The sequence below is a fragment of the Luteimonas soli genome, from assembly GCF_042648865.1.
GTDB lineage: Bacteria > Pseudomonadota > Gammaproteobacteria > Xanthomonadales > Xanthomonadaceae > Luteimonas > Luteimonas soli.
Window position 1 is genome coordinate 109,639 of sequence record NZ_JBHRYA010000009.1, and the last position, 17,846, is coordinate 127,484.

At 70.8% G+C, this 17,846-nt stretch carries 15 protein-coding genes; 7 read left to right on the forward strand and 8 right to left on the reverse strand.

Going from position 1 to position 17,846, the window contains the following annotated elements; all coding sequences use genetic code 11:
* From ACFONC_RS13320 to ACFONC_RS13330, 3 genes are all read right to left on the reverse strand, one after another.
* On the reverse strand, positions 1 to 191 hold a 191-nt coding region (locus ACFONC_RS13320), incomplete at its 3' end, for a hypothetical protein (protein WP_386744857.1).
* Positions 192 to 272: 81 nt separating this feature from the next.
* Positions 273 to 950, reverse strand: coding sequence for an energy transducer TonB (locus ACFONC_RS13325; protein WP_386744859.1), 678 nt, complete (start codon positions 948 to 950; stop codon positions 273 to 275).
* A gap of 346 nt (positions 951 to 1,296) precedes the next feature.
* Positions 1,297 to 2,037, reverse strand: coding sequence for an SIMPL domain-containing protein (locus ACFONC_RS13330; RefSeq protein WP_386744861.1), 741 nt, complete (start codon positions 2,035 to 2,037; stop codon positions 1,297 to 1,299).
* A gap of 123 nt (positions 2,038 to 2,160) precedes the next feature.
* Here ACFONC_RS13330 and ACFONC_RS13335 point away from each other — a divergent pair, with 123 nt between their 5' ends.
* The 4 genes from ACFONC_RS13335 (at position 2,161) to tldD (ending at position 9,880) form a co-directional block, all read left to right on the forward strand.
* Positions 2,161 to 2,775, forward strand: coding sequence for a Maf family protein (locus ACFONC_RS13335; RefSeq protein WP_386744863.1), 615 nt, complete (start codon positions 2,161 to 2,163; stop codon positions 2,773 to 2,775).
* Entirely contained in the window at positions 2,772 to 4,265 is a 1,494-nt protein-coding gene (gene rng / locus ACFONC_RS13340; RefSeq protein WP_386744865.1) for a ribonuclease G, read from the forward strand. The genes ACFONC_RS13335 and rng overlap by 4 nt, the downstream gene beginning before the upstream one ends.
* 177 nt (positions 4,266 to 4,442) lie before the next feature.
* Positions 4,443 to 8,414, forward strand: coding sequence for a YhdP family protein (locus ACFONC_RS13345; protein ID WP_386744867.1), 3,972 nt, complete (start codon positions 4,443 to 4,445; stop codon positions 8,412 to 8,414).
* On the forward strand, positions 8,411 to 9,880 hold the full coding sequence (gene tldD / locus ACFONC_RS13350; RefSeq protein WP_386744869.1) for a metalloprotease TldD: 1,470 nt from the start codon (positions 8,411 to 8,413) through the stop codon (positions 9,878 to 9,880). The genes ACFONC_RS13345 and tldD overlap by 4 nt, the downstream gene beginning before the upstream one ends.
* Positions 9,881 to 9,906: 26 nt before the next feature.
* Here tldD and yjgA read toward each other — a convergent pair whose 3' ends face one another.
* Entirely contained in the window at positions 9,907 to 10,452 is a 546-nt protein-coding gene (gene yjgA, locus ACFONC_RS13355) for a ribosome biogenesis factor YjgA (protein ID WP_386744871.1), read from the reverse strand.
* Positions 10,453 to 10,490: 38 nt separating this feature from the next.
* On the opposite strand from yjgA, the gene pmbA reads away from it, so the two are divergent.
* The 3 genes from pmbA (at position 10,491) to ACFONC_RS13370 (ending at position 13,138) form a co-directional block, all read left to right on the forward strand.
* Positions 10,491 to 11,858: a metalloprotease PmbA gene (gene pmbA / locus ACFONC_RS13360; protein WP_386744872.1), complete on the forward strand. Its 1,368-nt coding sequence runs from the start codon at positions 10,491 to 10,493 to the stop codon at positions 11,856 to 11,858.
* 317 nt (positions 11,859 to 12,175) lie between these two features.
* Positions 12,176 to 12,523 (forward strand): DUF4870 domain-containing protein, encoded by a 348-nt coding sequence (locus tag ACFONC_RS13365; RefSeq protein WP_386745154.1) that lies wholly within the window; start codon positions 12,176 to 12,178, stop codon positions 12,521 to 12,523.
* A gap of 162 nt (positions 12,524 to 12,685) precedes the next feature.
* Positions 12,686 to 13,138: a DUF4870 domain-containing protein gene (locus ACFONC_RS13370; RefSeq protein ID WP_386744874.1), complete on the forward strand. Its 453-nt coding sequence runs from the start codon at positions 12,686 to 12,688 to the stop codon at positions 13,136 to 13,138.
* Between the two features lie 13 nt (positions 13,139 to 13,151).
* Here ACFONC_RS13370 and ACFONC_RS13375 read toward each other — a convergent pair whose 3' ends face one another.
* The 4 genes from ACFONC_RS13375 to ACFONC_RS13390 all read right to left on the reverse strand — a co-directional run bounded on the left by ACFONC_RS13375 (position 13,152) and on the right by ACFONC_RS13390 (position 17,844).
* Positions 13,152 to 14,519: a M48 family metalloprotease gene (locus ACFONC_RS13375; protein WP_386744876.1), complete on the reverse strand. Its 1,368-nt coding sequence runs from the start codon at positions 14,517 to 14,519 to the stop codon at positions 13,152 to 13,154.
* Entirely contained in the window at positions 14,516 to 16,453 is a 1,938-nt protein-coding gene (locus ACFONC_RS13380; protein WP_386744877.1) for a CHASE2 domain-containing protein, read from the reverse strand. Before ACFONC_RS13380 ends, ACFONC_RS13375 begins: the two co-directional genes overlap by 4 nt.
* A gap of 157 nt (positions 16,454 to 16,610) precedes the next feature.
* Complete coding sequence (locus ACFONC_RS13385; protein WP_386745156.1) at positions 16,611 to 17,555, reverse strand: polyprenyl synthetase family protein; 945 nt, start codon at positions 17,553 to 17,555, stop codon at positions 16,611 to 16,613.
* Positions 17,556 to 17,574: 19 nt separating this feature from the next.
* Positions 17,575 to 17,844, reverse strand: coding sequence for an exodeoxyribonuclease VII small subunit (locus ACFONC_RS13390; protein ID WP_386744879.1), 270 nt, complete (start codon positions 17,842 to 17,844; stop codon positions 17,575 to 17,577).
* Positions 17,845 to 17,846: the final 2 nt, after the last annotated feature.

The window sequence follows — 17,846 nt, forward strand, 5'->3', positions numbered from 1 at the left end:
GCATCCTGCCCCTGCGAAAAACGCCGCACATCCATGTGCGGCGCCCTTTGGGTCTTGTCCGCCGGCTCCGCCGCTGCGGAGGGGCCCCGAAGGTCAAGATCAACAGCAAAGGCAAAGGCAAAGGCAAAAGCAAAGGCACCGATCGTCGTGGCCCCTGTAGGAGAGGCGGAAGCCGCGAGCTTTTGCCTCACGGCCAGAACACGTTTACGCACGCCAGAAACAAAGCCCGCGCCTCCCGACGCGGGCTTCGTCCATCTGCAACAGCGACGACTTCAATCGAGGCTGTACGCAATCGGCACCAGTCCGATCGCCTGCACCGGCTGCCCGTTCCTCATCGCCGGCCGGAACGTCCAGTGCTGCAGCACGTACCTGCGCGCGGCGTTGTCGAGTATGCGGTGGCCGCTGCTGCGCTCGACGTCGACCTGCAGCGGGCGGCCGTCGACGTCGACCAGCACCTGCAGCATCACCGTGCCCTGCAGGCCGGCGCGCAGCGCGTCGCGCGGGTACGGTGGCGACGGTGCGTCCGCGTACTCCAGGCGCACGCCGGCGATCGGCCCGGCCGGCGGTGCGATGTCGCCCGTTCCGGCATCGGTCGCCGGCACCACGGTTTCTTCGGCCTGCAGCGTGCCCTGGTCGACGACGACCTGCTCGATCACCGGCTGCACGACGTCCGGTCGCACGGGTGCCGGCGTGGTCGGTGCAACGGGCGTGACGGGCCTGGTGACGGGCACTGGAACCGGCGGCGTCGGCGGAATGATCCTGTCGATGATCGGCACCACCACCATTCCACGGTCGGACGGCGCGGCGAGATCCGGCAGGCCCGCCGGGATCAACAGCAGCAGCAAGGCAGCGACGTTGAGCGCGATCGCCCCGGCCCCGGCGGCGATGCGGGCGACGTCAAGCCGCGGGGACGAAGCAGCGGAGAACGAATGAGCGTGTTGCAGGACCATGACCCACCTCCATAGTTTGCGTGACACGATCGATAACGCGTGGGCGGCGGGAGCGGGGTTGGGTTGTCGGGAAGTCGTGCCGCACCGGCCGCGACTTCAACTTGCGCACGATGCGCGTGCAGGGGAGGTGATGCCGTGGCGACGCTTCGTCGATTCGCCGTCACCGGTTTTTCGGGGATCGAAGATCAGGGGCCGTCGCACGCGCAAGCCCGACCTGCGCGGTTGGCCGTAGGCCGGGGTTACGCCCCCGGCGTGCTTTTCGCACCGCAACCGGAGTCGCGACCAAGAAACGGGAAAGGACGGGCCAGTGCCCGCCTTTCCACATGCTTGCGGTCGAACATCCGGCTCAGCGGCCCAGTTCGAACACCACGTCCAGGTTCGCCGTCAGCGTGGTCTCGCCGGGCGACACCGGCGAGGATTCGGCGCCGGCGCGGTCGAAGCTGGCCTTGGCCATCATCATCGGGCGCGGGGGCTGGAATCCGCCGCCTTCGCTGATGCTGACGATGCGGCGCACCTGCATGCCCAGCGACTTGGCGTACATCTGCGCGCGCTGCTGCGCTTTCTCGAGTGCACCGCGGCGGGCTTCGTCGTAGACCGCCTCGGGGTGGTCGATCTCGAAGCTGGGACCGTTGACCTGGTTGGCGCCGCTGGCGACCAGTGCGTCGAGGACCTCGCCGAGCTTGTCGATCTCGCGCACCTTGATGCTGACCGTGTTGCTGGCCTGGTAGCCGGTGATCGTCGGTGGCTGGTTGTCGCCGTACTTGTACTGCGGGCTGACGCTGATGCCGCTGGTCTGGATGTCCTTCTCGGCGATGCCGGCGGCCTTGATGGCGGCCATCACTTTGTTCATCTGCGTCGCATTGGCGGCCAGCGCGGCATTGGCGTCGGCTGCCTGGGTCACCACGCCGGTCGACAGCGAGGCCACGTCCGGCACGCGGCTGGCTTCGGCCTGGGCCGAGACCGAAAGCAGGGTGCCCTCGCTGGCGGAAACGGCGGGGGGCGGGGTCTGGGCGTTGGCGGTCATGGTCATGCAGCTCAGGGCAAGGGCGCTGGCGAGCGCGAGTGGGCGGAAGGGATTCTGGATCATGGGGGTCTCCATCGTGGGATGCGGGTCAGGGTCGGTACCATCCAGTGAACGGGTCGTGAGCCTGAATGGGGTTGGCGCGCGCTGGACCGGGGCTGGTCGCGGCCTGCAGGGTATCCTTCCACGATGTTGCATCTCGCCTCGAAATCCCCCCGCCGCCGCGAACTCCTGGGCCGTCTCGGCCTCGAATTCGGCGTGCTCGACCTCGACGTGCCGGAGCGACGCGCGCCCGGCGAAGCGCCGGCCGAGTACGTGCGTCGCGTGGCCCGGGAGAAGGCCGGCGCGGGCCTGCTGAAGGTGGCCGGCGTGCCGGGGGTGGCGGTGCTGGGCGCCGATACCGAGGTCATCCTCGGGGACGAGGTGTTCGGCAAGCCACGCGACGCGGAAGATGCGGCCGGCATGCTGCGCAGGCTGTCCGGTCGCACGCACGAGGTGGTTTCGGCAGTGTCGGTCGTGTCCGCGGAGCGCGAGGCACAGGCGGTGTCGGTGTCGCAGGTGACATTCGGCGAGTTGTCCGAAGCGCAGATCGCCGCCTACGTGGCGACCGGCGAGCCGATGGGCAAGGCCGGCGCATACGCCATCCAGGGAGGCGGCGAGATGTTTGTCCGCAAGCTTTCCGGGAGCTATTCGGGGGTCATGGGGTTGCCGCTGTACGAGACCGTGGCGCTGCTGCGCCAGTTCGGGATCGCCCTGCCGGGCCTGGAACAGCCGGCCGTCGGGACCCCGGAGGCCGCGCGATGAGCGAGGAAATCCTGGTCAACGTCACCCCGCGCGAAACCCGCGTGGCGGTGGTCGAGAACGGCATGCTGCAGGAGTTGCACATCGAGCGCGGCTGGTCGCGCGGCGTGGTCGGCAACATCTACAAGGGTCGTGTGCAGCGGGTGATGCCGGGCATGCAGGCGGCGTTCGTCGAGATCGGCCTGGAGCGCGCGGCGTTCCTGCACGCCAGCGACGTGATGCGCTCGCTGCCGACGCCCGAGATCGCCGGCGACGAGGAAGCGCCGCCGTCGCAGCCGCAGCTGGTGCCACCGATCGGCGAACTGCTGCGCGACGGCCAGGACATCGTGGTGCAGGTGGTCAAGGATCCGATCGGCAGCAAGGGTGCGCGCCTGACCACGCAGATCAGTATCCCCTCGCGCTACCTGGTCCTACTGCCGCAGTCGCGCACGATCGGCGTGTCCGCGCGGATCGAGGACGAAGCCGAGCGCACCCGCCTGAAGTCGCTGGTCGGCGAACTGGCCGCCGGTGGCCGCCAGCATGGTTACATCGTGCGCACCAACGCCGAGGGCCAGCCGTCGGAGGCGCTGGCCGAGGACATCGCCTACCTGGGACGCGCCTGGGCGCTGATCGAGCAGCAGGTGCGCGAAGCGAAGGTCGGCAGCCGCATCTATGAAGACCTCACGCTGCCGATGCGCGCGGTGCGCGACCTGATGCGGCGCGACGTGGAAAAGGTGAAGGTGGACTCGCGCGAGACCTGCGATCGCCTGCGCACCTTCGCCGCCCAGTACATGCCGGGGCTGGCGGAAAAGATCGAGCACTACTCGGGCGCGCGCCCGGTGTTCGACCTGTACGGCGTCGAGGACGAGATCCAGCGCGCGCTGGAGAAGGAAGTCCCGCTCAAGTCCGGCGGCTACCTGGTCATCGACCAGACCGAGGCGATGACCACGGTCGACGTCAACACCGGCTCGTTCCTCGGCCAGCGCAACCTCGAGGAAACCGTCTACCGCACCAACCTGGAAGCCGCGCAGGCGGTCGCGCGCCAGCTGCGCCTGCGCAACCTGGGCGGCATCATCATCATCGACTTCATCGATATGACCGATGCCGAGCACCGCCGCCAGGTGCTGCGCACGCTGGAGAAGTCGCTGGTCCGCGACCACGCCAAGACCACCGTGTACGACTTCTCGCCGCTGGGCCTGGTGGAGATGACGCGCAAGCGCACGGTCGAAAGCCTGCAGCGCCAGCTCAGCGAGCTGTGCCACGAGTGCGGCGGCCGCGGCATGCTCAAGACCGCCGAGACGGTGACCTACGAGATCTTCCGCGAGATCGTCCGCGCCGTGCGCCAGTTCGAGGCCGAGCGGCTGCTGGTGATCGCCTCGCCGAAGGTGGTCGGCCGCATCACCGACGAGGAGTCGGCGGCGGTGGCGGAGCTGGAGGAGTTCCTCGGCAAGTCGATCCGTTTCCAGGCCGACGAGCAGTACCTGCAGGAGCAGTTCGATGTCGTGCTGCTTTGAAGCCGGGGCTGGGAGCTGGGGGCTGGGGGCTGGGGGAAGTCAGGAGCAAAAAGCTGGCGGCGCTCCGCAACCGCGACGACAGCGAGAGAACCGATACGAGCTCGGGGCTCTGGCCTTCCCCCAGCCCCCAGCCCCCAGCTCCCAGCCCCGGCTCCGCGTACGCGGAGCCAACTGCTGATGTCCCCAACCCTGCAACGCAGCCTGCGCCGCGTGCGGCGCGGTGCCTGGTACGCCGTCGCCATCGTGCTGGTGGTGATGGCGCTGGTGGCGGGCATCGTGAGCCAGGTGCTGTTGCCGTGGGCGGAGCGGCATCCCGAGCGGATCGAGGCCTGGCTCAGCGCGCGCGCCGAGCGCAGCGTGCGTTTCGATCATGTCGAAACGCAATGGACGCGCCGCGGACCCTTGCTGCGCCTGGACGGCATGCGCATCGGCGACGGTGCGGACGCGGTGCCGATCGGCGAGGCGGAAGTGCTGGTCTCGCAGTACGCGGGGCTGCTTCCGGGCAGTTCGTTCACCGAGCTGCGCCTGCGCGGACTGGAGCTGACGCTGCAGCGTGACGATGACGGCCGCTGGCAGGTGCGCGGCCTGCCCGGTGACGGCAAGTCGAGCGACGACCCGTTCTCCGCGCTCGAAGGCCTTGGCGAACTGCAGGTGATCGGCGGCAAGCTGCGCATCGAGGCGCCGGCGCTCGGAATCCTGGCGCAACTGCCGCGGATCGACATGCGCCTGCGCGTCGACGGCGAGCGCGTCCGCATCGGGATGCGTGCCTGGATGCGAACCGACGCCGAGCCGGTGGAAGCGCGCGTGGCTTTCGGGCGCAAGGACGGCAATGGCCGCGGCTACTTCGCCGCGAACCGGGTCGACCTTTCGGCGTGGTCGCCGCTACTGCACGCCGCCGGCGTCACGGTCGCCGATGGCAGCGGGCGGATCGAGGCTTGGACACAGCTGCGCGGGCACCGGGTGGCCGCCGTCACCGCCGACGCGCAGCTGCAGGGGCTGTGGCTGCAGGGCGCGCAGTTGGCGAAGGGCGAGGCGCCGCCGCGGATCGATGTCGGCGGCGTGCAGCTGCAGGCGCGCTGGCAGCAGATCGATGGTGGCTGGCGCCTCGACGCGCCGCGACTGCGCATCGGCGAGGGCGACGACGCGCAGTCGCTGGACGGGCTGGTCGTGGCCGCCGGACGCCGGCAGGCGTTGCTGGCCCAGCGCATCGACGCCGGGCCGCTGCTCGCGCTGGTCGCGCTCAGCGACCGCATCGAGCCCGGTGCGCGGCGATGGCTGCTCGACGCCAGGCCGGATGCGGTCCTGCACGATGTCTCGGTTGCCGGCGTCCGTGGCGGCGCGCTGGCCGCGCATGCGCGCATCGAAGGCCTGGGCTTTGCCGCGCACGGCGACGCGCCCGGGATCAGCGGTTTGTCCGGCATCCTCGATGGCGACGCGAAGGGCTTGTCGTTCGAGTTCGATCCGCAGGCGACGCTGCGCTTCGACTGGCCCAGCGGCTTCGGCGCGCCCCACGACGTGCACCTGGCCGGCCGCGTCGGCGGCTGGCGCGAGGACGCGGGCTGGCGGATCGCAACGCCGGCATTGCGCATCGACGGCACCGGCTACGGCGCCGACGTGCGCGGCGGGCTGACGTTCGAAGGCGACGGCACGCGCCCGCGCATCGACATCGCCGCGCGGCTGGATGACACGCAGGTCCCGGTCGCCAAGCGCTTCTGGGTGCGCAGCCAGATGTCGGAGGCGACGTTGCACTGGCTCGATACCGCGCTGGTCGACGGCCGCGTGCTCGACGGCCATGCCGTGGTCTCCGGCGACCTCGACGACTGGCCGTTCCGCGCCGGCGAACGCGGCCAGGCGGCGAAGGGCCTGTTCGAGGCGAACGGACGCCTGGATGGGGCGGTGGTGAAGTTCCAGCCCGACTGGCCGGCGGCCGACCATCTCGACGGCGACGTGAGCTTCGTCGGCAACGGCTTCACGGTGGACGGGCGCGGCGCGATAGCGGGCGTGGCGATCCCGCGGCTGGAAGCAGGCATCGTCGATTTCCGCGAAGCCGATCTCCGGGTCGATGCCGATGCGAAGACCGACGCCGCGAAGCTGCTCGCGCTGCTCCAGCACAGTCCGCTGCACGAGACTCGCGCCGAGACGCTCGACAACCTCACCGCCAGCGGCCCGGCCACGGCCAGCTTCACGCTCGACCTGCCGCTGCACCACGACGCCCCTGCGCCGAGGATCGGCGGCCGCATCGCGCTCGCCGGTGTCAGCCTGGGCGAGAAGCGCTGGAAACTGGCCTTCGACGAAGTGCGCGGCGAGGCGACGTACGACCACGAGGGGTTTACCGCCGCCGACTTGCAGGCCGTGCACGAAGGCCAGCCCGGCCGGCTGGCACTGCGCGCGGGCGAGGGCCACGTACGCGATCGCGGCAACGCGTTCGAGGCCGAAGTCGCGGCAACGCTCGATGCCCACGAGCTGCTCGGCTACGCGCCTGAAATGGCGTGGCTGGAGCCCCGCGTCAGCGGTCGTTCGCCGTGGACGGTGGCGCTGTCGATCGCCGCTGGCCCGGGCGCCGCGAACGCAGGCGCTGCGGGCACGCATGTGCAGCCGCCGACCAGGCTGCGCCTGCGCTCGGACCTGGTGGGCACGCGGCTGGCGCTGCCCGAGCCGCTCGACAAGCCTGCGGCCGCCGCGCTGCCGACGACGGTCGAGACCACGCTGCCGCTGGGCGCGGGCGACATCAGCGTCGCGTTCGGCCAGCGCCTGGCGCTGCGCGCGCGTGGCACGGGCGGCCGCACCGGCGTGCGCGTGGTGCTGGGCAGCGACCGCGTCGCCGAACCGCCGCCCGCGTCGGGGCTGGTCGCCAGCGGACGCACGCCGACGCTCGACGCCATCGAGTGGATGGGCCTGGCGACCGGCGGCAGCGGGGACGCGCTTCCGCTGCGCAGCATCGACGTCGTCGCCGACCGCCTGTTGCTGCTCGGCGGCAGCTTCGACGGTGCGCGCCTGCGCGCGCAGCCGTCGACCGCCGGCACCGATGTCCGCGTCGACAGTCCGCGGCTCGCCGGCAGCCTGTCGATCCCGCGCGTAGACCACGCGCCGGTCACCGGCAGGTTTTCGCGCGTGTTCTGGAGTGCGCCACCGAAGAAGAGCGAGACGGACGCGGCGACGTCGGATCCGCGCGAGGCCGCCGACGACGACATCGACCCCGCAGGCGTGCCGCCGCTGGATATCGTCATCGACGAATTGCGCTTCGGTGACGCGATGCTCGGCAAGGCCGAGGTGCACACGCGGCCGGTCGCTGGCGGCCTTCGCATCGAACGCCTGCAGACGCGGGCGCCGGAACAGCGCATCGACGTCGGTGGCGACTGGCTGGGGCGCGGCGCGTCCGCACGCACGCACCTGAAGGTCGACGTGGACAGTGAAGATTTCGGCGCGCTGCTCGCCGGCCTCGGCTACGGCGGGCGCATGGCCGGTGGTGACGGCGAGGCGCATCTCGACGCGACCTGGCCCGGCAGCCCGGCCGGGTTCCGCCTGGCCCACCTGCAGGGCAGGTTCACGCTCGCCGCCAGGGACGGACAGCTGGTCGACGTCGAACCCGGCGCCGGCCGCGTGCTGGGCCTGCTCAGCGTCGCCGAGCTGCCGCGCCGGCTGCTGCTGGATTTCCGCGACCTGTTCTCCAAGGGGTTCGCCTTCAACCGCATCGGCGGCACGGTCACGTTCGCCGGCGGTCAGGCGCGCAGCGACGACATGAACATCGACGGCCCCGCCGCCGAGATCCGCATCCACGGCAGCGCCGACCTGCGCGCGGAAACCTTCGACCAGCACATCGAGGTGCTGCCCAAGTCGGGCAACCTGCTGACCGTCGCCGGCGCGCTCGCGGGCGGTCCGGTCGGCGCGGCGGTCGGCGCGCTGACCAATGCGGTGCTGCGCAAGCCGCTGGGCGAGATGGGTGCCAAGAGCTATCGCGTCACCGGGCCGTGGAAGGACCCGAAGGTGGAAGTGGTGGACCGCGGTGCGCCGGAGGCGCCCGCGCAGCCACCGCCCGCGCCGCCGCGGCCGGCCGATGAGGCGAGTGGCGCCGAAGAACCTGCGCCCGCGCCGGTGCCGGCCGGCGCCGGCTTGCCAAATCCGGCCAGCGCCCCAAACTCGACGCCATGACGACGACTTCCGGTTCAAATCCAGAGAGTTCACCGCTCGCGCTTGCCCAGTCCCGCCTGCTGACGCCTGCAGGCCTCGACCCGACCGGGCTGGAACGCGCCTTCGGCGCGCTGCTCGGCCCCGGCATCGACTTCGGTGACCTGTATTTCCAGCACGCGCGGCGCGAGGCCTGGACGGTCGAGGACGGCATCGTCAGGGACGGCGCGCATTCGATCGAGCAGGGCGTGGGCGTGCGCGCGATGTCCGGCGAGAAGACCGGCTTCGCCTATTCCGACGACATCAACGCGCAGGCGCTGCTGGCTTCGGCCAACGCCGCGCGCGCGATCGCGCGCGAGGGCGATGGCCACGTCGCGCGCGCGCTCACCGCGGGACAGGGCCGGCAGCTGTATGCGCCGCACGACCCGATCGATGCGCTCGGCAATGCGGCCAAGGTCGAGGCGCTGCGCCGCGTCGACAGGCTGCTGCGCGCAGCGGACCCGCGCGTGAAGCAGGTGATGGTGGGCCTGACCGGCGGCGTCGACACGATCCTGGTGGCGCGCAGCGACGGCGTGCTCGCCGGCGACGTGCGCCCGCTGGTGCGGATGAACATCCAGGTGATCGTCGAGCAGGACAGGCGCCGCGAGTCGGGCTTCGCGGGTTTCGGCGGCCGCTACTCGTACGAGGAACTGCTTGCCGACGGCAAGCCGGAGAAATTCGCGCGCGAAGCGCTGCGCCAGGCGCTGGTGAACCTGGAGGCGATCGCCGCGCCGGCAGGAGTGATGCCGGTGGTGCTCGGTGCGGGCTGGCCGGGCGTGCTGCTGCACGAGGCGGTCGGGCACGGGCTGGAGGGCGACTTCAACCGCAAGGGCACGTCCACCTATGCCGGCCGCATGGGCCAGCGCGTGGCGTCGCCCGGCGTGACCATCGTCGACGACGGCACCCTCGACGGCCGCCGCGGCTCGCTCAACATCGACGACGAAGGCACGCCCACGCAGTGCACCACGCTGATCGAGGACGGCGTGCTCACCGGCTACATGCAGGACACGCTCAACGCGCGCCTGATGGGTGCGAAGCCGACCGGCAACGGCCGCCGCGAATCCTTCGCGCACCTGGTGATGCCGCGCATGACCAACACCTACATGCTCGCCGGCACGCACGACCCGGAGGAGATGATCCGTTCGGTCAAGCGCGGCCTGTACGCGGTCAACTTCGGCGGCGGCCAGGTCGACATTACCAACGGCAAGTACGTGTTCTCGGCCACCGAGGCCTACCTGATCGAGGACGGCAAGGTCACGGCGCCCGTGAAGGGCGCCACGCTGATCGGCAACGGCCCGGAGACGATGCAGAAGGTGAAGATGGTCGGCCACGACCTCGCGCTCGACGATGGCGTCGGCGTGTGCGGCAAGGATGGCCAGAGCGTGCCGGTGGGCGTGGGCCAGCCGTCGCTGCTGATCGACGGGCTGACCGTTGGTGGCACGCAGGCGTGACGGTTGCCGCTCCCACAAAATTGTCGCTAGACGGGTTCGTCCGCGTCGGTTTCACCGGCTTCCAGCAGATCCTTCACCGCCCGGAACAGCTCGCGGAACGCGTGCGGCGGCTTGTTGCGCCTGCGCTCGTCGAGCGTGTTGCGCACCAGCTGGCGCAGCTGCTGGCGGTCGGCCGCCGGGTGCGTTTCGATCAGTTCCGCCAGCGCGGCGTCGCCTTCCTCGAGCAGGCGCTCGCGCCAGCGTTCGGCGCGGTGCAGCAGGGCGGTTTCCTGGCGCGCGGATTCGCCGCCGGCGTCGAGCGCGTCGCGGATCGCGTCCAGCGCCTCGTCGTCCTCGCGCCGCATCTGCTTGGCCAGGAACGCCATCTGCCGCTTGCGCGCGATGTGCGAGGTGATGCGCCGCGTGTCTGCGATGTGCGGGTGCAGGTCCTCGGGCACCGGCAGCTTCGCCAGCTGCGCCGGCGGCAGCGCGACCAGGCGCTGCGCGAGTTCCAGCACGTCCAGCGCGTCGCGCCGCTGCTGGCTGCGGCTGGCGCCGAGGAATTCACCGGTTTCTTCGTCTCTGCCGCGCATGCCGTCCGCCACTCGGATCAAGTCGCAAGGATAGTCCATTGAACACAGCCCTTACCCCAGACGTTCCCGCCGCCGATGACAGCCAGGCGCGCCTGGACCACCTCGAAGCCATCGCCGCGCGCCTGCTCGAGCGCTGCCGCGCCAGCGGTGCGACCCAGGCCGAGGTGTCGTGCACGGAGGAGCGCGGCCTCCACGTCGGCGTGCGCATGGGCAGCGTGGAAACGGTCGAGTCGACCCGCGACCGCGGCATCGGCGTCACCGTGTACTTTGGCCAGCGCAAGGGCAGCGCCAGCACCGCGGACCTGCGCGAGGAAAGCCTGGAGGCGACCGTGGCCCAGGCCTGCGCGATCGCCGGGTTCACCGAGGACGATCCGGCCGCGGGCCTGGCCGACGCCGCGCTGATGGCCACCGACCTGCGCGAGTTCGACAGCTGGCACCCGTGGGCGCTGGACGCGGACCGCGCGATCGACCTCGCGCTGGCCTGCGAAACCGCCGGCCGCGATTGCGACGCGCGGATCGGCAACTCCGACGGCGCCTCGATCGGCAGCGGGCAGTCGCTGAGCGTCTACGCCAACTCGCACGGCTTCGTTGGCCGCGACCGCGACACCCTGCACAGCATCGGCTGCGCGCTGATCGCCGGGCAGGGCGAGTCGATGCAGCGCGATGGCTGGTACAGCGTGGGGCTGGCCGAGTCCGACCTCGAATCCCCGGCCGCGATCGGCCGCCACGCCGCGCAGCGCGCGCTGGCGCGGCTGGCGCCGCGGCAGGTCGCCACCGGTGAGTATCCGGTGCTGTTCTCGAACGAGATGGCACGCTCGCTCATCGGCCACCTGCTTGGCGCGGTGTCGGGCGGCGCGCTGTACCGGCGCGCGAGTTTCCTGGTCGACAGCGCCGGCACGCAGCTGTTCCCGGACTGGTTCTCGATCCACGAGTGCCCGTTCCTGCCGCGCGGCCTGCGTTCGGCCGCCTTCGATGCCGAGGGCGTGGCCACGCGCGAATCGGCGCTGGTGGAAGACGGCGTGCTGCAGCGCTACGTGCTTGGCAGTTACTCGGCACGCAGGCTCGGCCTTGCGACCACGGCCAATGCCGGCGGCGTGCACAATCTCGAGGTCGCAGCCAACGCCGGCGACTTCGACGCGATGCTGCGCGGCATGGGCCGCGGCCTGCTCGTCACCGAGCTGATGGGGCAGGGGGTGAACAACATCACCGGCGACTATTCGCGCGGCGCGGCGGGGTTCTGGGTCGAGGACGGCGCGATCTCGCACGCCGTCGACGGCATCACCATCGCCGGCAACCTCAAGGCGATGTTCCGCGACATCGAGGCGGTGGGCAGCGACGTCGACCCGCGCTCGCATATTTGCACGGGTTCGATCCTGATCGGGAAGATGACCGTCGCTGGCGGGTAGTCGGAAGGTAGCCAGGGCGCCGGCCGTTCGCCATCGCGCACGCTGCGGCGCGTTCGCCACGGCGGGCGGGTCGGGTCCAGCGCGGCACGATCGGGAAGAGGACCGTGGCCGACGGGCAGCAGCGGGCCTGCGCGCGTCCACCGGTTGCGTGGCAGGCATGGGCGCCGTCTGACGTATCCTGTGGAAGGGCCGGCACCGCCGGCTCCCTCCATCACGTCAGCGGGGTACGACAGATGACCGATTTCAACGATACCGTAACGCCCCCACCGCCACCGCCGCAGTCGGAAGGCCCTGGCGCGGAAGAACGGCAGTGGGCGATGTTCGCCCACCTGTCGGCGCTGGTCGGCGGCATCCTGACCTCCGGCTGGGCCGGCAGCATCGGCTGCTTCATCGGCCCGCTGATCATCTGGCTGGTCAAGAAGGACACCATGCCCTTCGTCGACGACCAGGCCAAGGAAGCGCTCAACTTCAACATCACCGTGGGCATCGTGTTCTTCGCCCTGTTCCTGCTGGCGTTCCTGACCCTCGGCCTCGGCCTGGTGATCGCTATCCCGCTGTGGATCATCATCGGCATCGCGTGGCTGGTGTTCACCATCATCGCGGCGATCAAGGCCAACGAAGGCGTCGCCTACCGCTATCCGTTCACGCTCCGGTTGGTGAAATAGACCGCCAGCTCTTGGCGTGTCCCCGGCGCCGGGGACGCTGGGCGTCCTTTTCGCCCGTTTCGTCGGCTCCTCCACGCGTTGGTCGCTGGTCGGGTTGCTTGCGCCGCGGCAGGCCCCATCCTGAGTCCCGTGCCGGACCTGTCGTCCGGCCGGGAGCACACGATGGAACACACCGCCGACGGCAGCCTGCCGCAGCCCCTGACCCCGACCGCCAGCGAACGCCAGTGGGCGGCGCTCGCGCACCTGTCCGCCCTTGTGCTGGCGCTGATGACCAGCTGGATCGCCGGTGCCGCCGGCGTGCTCGCCGCGGTCGTGGTCTACATGATCAAGCGCGACGACTCCCCGTTCGCCAGCGCCCACGCGCGCGAGGCGATCAACTTCAACCTCAGCATGTTCATCTACGCCTGCGTGGCGACCGCGATCGGCATCGCGCTGGTCGGCGCCACCGTGCTGACGCTGGGCCTGGGATTGCTCGTCACCCTTCCCGCCGGGCTGGTGCTGGTGCTGGCGATCGCCGCGATCGCGGTGGCGTGGCTGGTGTGCAGCATCGTCGCCACGATCAAGGCCTGGAACGGCGAGGAATACCGCTACCCGTTCACGATCCGCCTGCTCTAGTCCGTTCCGGCTTTCAGATCCCGGCTTCGCGCGTGCTGTAGCGCTCGAGCCCGGGGACGCCGCCGCGGTCCATGCGGTCGAGGCGGTCGTCCAGCGGCGGGTGGGTGCGGTGCAGCTGCGTGAGGCTCGCCGACTGCGTGCCGAACGCGGTCATCTTCTGCAGCACCGCGTACAGCGCCAGCGGGTTGAAGCCGGAGCGCACCAGGTAGACCTCGGCCGCCTGGTCGGAGCGGTATTCCGCATCGCGGTCCAGCCCGGACAGCAGCGCCCCGGCGCCGAACTTCTCGGCGTAGTCCTTCGCATAGCTTTCGGCGATGTTGCCGGTGCTGACCTGGCCCGCCGCGGCGCGGATCCCGCTGCGCGTGACCTGCTGCTTGTGGATGACGTTGTAGTGGTCGCGCTGCACCACGTGGCTGATCTCGTGGCCGAGCACCGCGGCGACTTCCGCGTCGTTGGCCAGCAGTTCGTACATGCCGCGGGTCACCAGCACGTAGCCGCCGGGCGCGGCGAACGCGTTGATCTCGGGCGAATCGATCACGCCGAAGGTCCACGGCAGGTCGGGGCGGGTGGTCTGCGAGGCCATCCAGCGGCCGATCAGGTTCACGCGCCGCTGCGCCTGCGCGTCCGGCCACAGAGGGGCGGCGCCGAGCACGCGCCCGGCCAGTTCCGGGCCCAGCGCCAGTTCCTCGGCCAGGATCTCGTCCTCGGACTTGCCGATCGCGCTGTCGGCCACGTCCAGCACGGCATCCCCGGAGCCGCCGACCGCGCCTCCGGTGAGGTTGCCGAGCAGGCTGCGGGCGAGGCCGAAGCCGCGGCGCTTCTCGGACTGTTTGGCGCCGCCGCGCTTCCCGGTTTCCGCCTCGGCCGCGTAGGCGAAGCGGGTGGCGTCCCAGCCCTGTGCGCGGGCGTGCGACGCGGCGCTTTCCGGGGAGACGCGGTTGCCTTCCATCGCCCTGAGTTCGCCAGCGTCGAAGGACGCCGACTTCAGCGTGCTTTCGTCCAGCCCGCGCACGCCCGCGGTCTCGGTGACGCGGCCCTTGCCGGCCTGGCCGGTGAACAGCGCGCGCACGTTGGCGTCGCCACCTTCCTGCGCGGCGTAGTCCATGCGCACGTCGGTGACGCGCAGGTAGCCGCTGGCGCCGTCGGCGAGCTTCACCTGGAACCACAGGCCCTGCTGGCCGGCGACCGTGACGCTGTCGCCGCGACGCAGCTTCGCCACCTCGGGCGAGCCGAAGTCCGGCGCCTGGTGGACCTCGGCCTTCGACTTGTGCACGGTCGCGTCCATCTCCGCGGCGGACGCGGGCAGAGCGCCCGCGCACAGCAGTGCGAGGCAGGCGAGGAGGATGGACAGGCCGTGTCGGCTGCTGCGTACCGGCTTCATGGCGGGGTTCCTGGTCGAGGAGATGGTTCGACGGGTTCCTGAGGATTACGAAATTCGGGGGCTGGAGGTGACACCCGCTCAGCATCCGCACATTCAGCCGGATGCGGCGATTCATCGGCGGCGAACGCGTCGATCGCCGACAGCGGACGCTCCTCCTCGGCCGCGAGCAGGCGGCCGAGCACGCGGCACACGCGGATCCGCGTCTGTTCGGCCGATTCGTCCGCCGCCACGGCGACGCTGACCTGGCTGGCGACGAGGACCTCGCCGTGGTCGGAGAGGATGTGGTCCTTCGCCGCCAGGTAGTCGCGCAGCGAGCGCAGTTCGCGCCGTGCCAGCGCCGCGACTTCGGCGCGATCATGGCCGCGCCACATCAGCACGTTGATGTCCATCAGCGACTCGTAGAGGAAGTGCTTGTACTCGACGATGCCCTCGATCGCCACCGCCTCGGCGCCGCGGTACAGCCAGCCGCGCATGCGCCGGCGGTACTCGCGGACGCGGCGCTTCGTCTCGCGCCGGCCCAGGTCCTTTTCGTGCGGGTCGAAGCGCAGGCGTACCAGCGCCAGCCAGTGGTCGTTGTCGGGATCGAACTGCGGGCGGTAGTCGTCGTTGCCGACCGCGCGCCCGCGCTGCGTGGCCGCGTAGCTGCGGCACAGGCCGAACACCAGGCTGACGAAGCCGATCGCGGCGAAGATGTCGAAGAACACGCCGAAGCTGCTGAGGCCGATGAAGGCGGCGATGACCAGCAGCAGGTTGCAGGCCACGAAGATCGCATCCATGTCCCACGACGGCTCGCCGCGCCAGAACACGAAGCAGGTGAACACCAGCAGCAGCGCCGCGAACACGTACTTGAACCACGCCGGCGGCATCCGCACCGCGCTGCCGGCGAGCAACGCCTCGACCGCTTCGGCGTGGATCTCGACGCCCGGCATGGCCGCGTCGACCGGCGTCGGCTTGGCGTCGTTGAGGCCGGACGCGGTGTAGCCGACCAGCGCGGTGACGCCGGCGAGGTCGGGCAGGACGTCACCGCACACCGGTTCGCCCTCGATCAGGTCGGCGGCGCTGGCGTAGGGGAGCTTGCTGTGTTCGCGCCAGTTGACCCGGATCGACGCCGGGAACGCGCTTGCCGGCCGGCCGCTGGCGACGCTGGCGACCTTCAGTGCCAGCGACGGCAGCGCCCAGTCGCCGGCTTCGCGCCGCAGCGTGATGTCGCGCAGGATGCCGTCGGTGCCGCGATCCACGTCCAGCAGCGCGCTGTGCGCGCGCATGGCTTCACCGTAGGGAAGCATCAGCACCACGCCCGGCCCGGGCGCCGCCGGGTCCGGCACCAGCGCGAATGCGTTGGGCGCGTTCGCGGCGGGGATCGTGTTGCCCGCGTTGGCAAAGTCGTCCGGGACGCTGGCCGAACCGAAGACGAAGCGACCTTTTCCGCCCGCGGCCATCGCGTCGAGCGTCAGATCGCCGAGCGGGTCGGCACGCGAGCGCTCGATGAACTGGATGTCGTAGCCGACCGCACGCACGCCGCCGCGGTCGAGTGCATCAAGCAGCTCCGCATGGCGCTGCCGGCTCCAGGGCCAGCCGCCTTCACCCTTGCCGCGGTAGTACTCGATCGAGCAGTCGTCGATCTCGACCACCGCCACCCGGCCCGACGGCAGCGGCTCGCTCGGGCGCAGGCCGATCACGGTGTCGAAGATCGCATCCTCGGCCGCGGCCAGGCTGCGCGAATGGTTCCAGTCCCAGCCCAGCCAGCCCAGCGCGACAATCGCGAGCAACGGGTAGAAGGCGAATTTCAGCCGCAGCGCGAGCTTGGCATAGGGCCGGCGATAGCCGCGCTCCAGTGCACCCCAGCGGGTGATGAAGGTGAAGCTGGCCCAGGCCATCGCGGCCTCGAACCGTTGTGCCACCCGCTCGTGCCAGCGCTTGTCGCTGCTCGCCACCGCGTCCTCCTCCCCAGGGGCGGGCGATCAACGGATCTTGATCGCCGCCGTGGCGAGGATGCTACGCGATCGGTCGAGCGTGCAGCGCGCTTGCAGGGGCCGGGTATGTCGGGTGCCAGCGCGGTAGGCAGGTACTGCGACGAGCCGCGCAGCCGTCTCAGCGATCGCGCTCGACGGCCAGCCTGGCCAGCGCGCGCAGCGGCCCGGCGCTGTCGCCGAAACCGGACAGCGCCAGCTCCATCGCGTGGCTGAGGGCGCGCAGGCGTTCGTGCGAGGCCTCCACGCCAATCAGCGCGGGGAACGTGGCCTTGTCCTGCGCCGCGTCCTTGCCGGCGGTCTTGCCGAGGGTGGCGCTGTCGCCTTCGACATCGAGCAGGTCGTCGCGGACCTGGAACGCCAGGCCGAGCGCGTCGGCGTAGCGGTCGAGTTGCGCGCGCGTGGCGGTGTCGACGCCGGCGGCAATCGCGCCGAGCCGGACCGAGGCGCGCAGCAGCGCGCCGGTCTTCAGCGCGTGCAGGTGTTCGAGTTCGGAAATGGGGTCAGGGTGGACGTTCGCGCCGGCGATCTCAGGCCCATGCGGTTGCTCGGCGCGAAATTCACTCTGACCCCATTTCTTCCCCGTGGCGTCGATGTCCAGCGCCTGCCCGCCGCACATGCCGCGCGAGCCGGCGGCGACGGCGAGTTCGCGCAGCATGGCGATGCCCGCAGCCGCGTCGCAGGGCGCCTGCGCGAGCGTGGCGAAGGCCAGCGACTGCAGCGCGTCGCCGGCGAGGATCGCGGTGGCTTCGTCGAAGGCGACGTGTACGGTCGGCTGGCCGCGGCGCAGGGCGTCGTCGTCCATCGCCGGCAGGTCGTCGTGCACCAGCGAGTAGGCGTGGATCAGTTCGACTGCCAATGCGGGCGCATCGAGCGCTTCTAGTTTCGCGCCGAAGGCGGTGCCGGTGGCGTAGACCAGCAGCGGGCGCATGCGCTTGCCGCCGAGCAGGGCGGCGTGGCGCATGGCGGCGTGCAGGCGCTGCGGTGGTTCGTCTGCAGCGGGCAGGGTGCGTTCGAGTGCGGCGTCGATGCGCAGGCGCCATTGCGTGGTCGCCTGCGCCTGCATGGAGGCGGCGTCCATGCGCTCAGGCGTCGGGCGCGGAGCCGAACGGTTCGGCCGATGCCGGATTGTCCGGGTCGCTGAGCAGCTTCACCCGCAGTTCGGCCTGCTCCAGCGCCTGCTGGCAGCGGCGATACAGGCCGACGCCGCGCTCGTAGGCGGCGAGCGACTGTTCGAGGCTCAGCTCGCCGTGCTCCATCTTTTCGACCAGTTGCTCGAGTGCATCGAGCGAGGCCTCGAAATCTGCGACGGGCGAGGTTTCGGCGGTTTCGGGGGCGGGGGATTTGCGCGGCATGG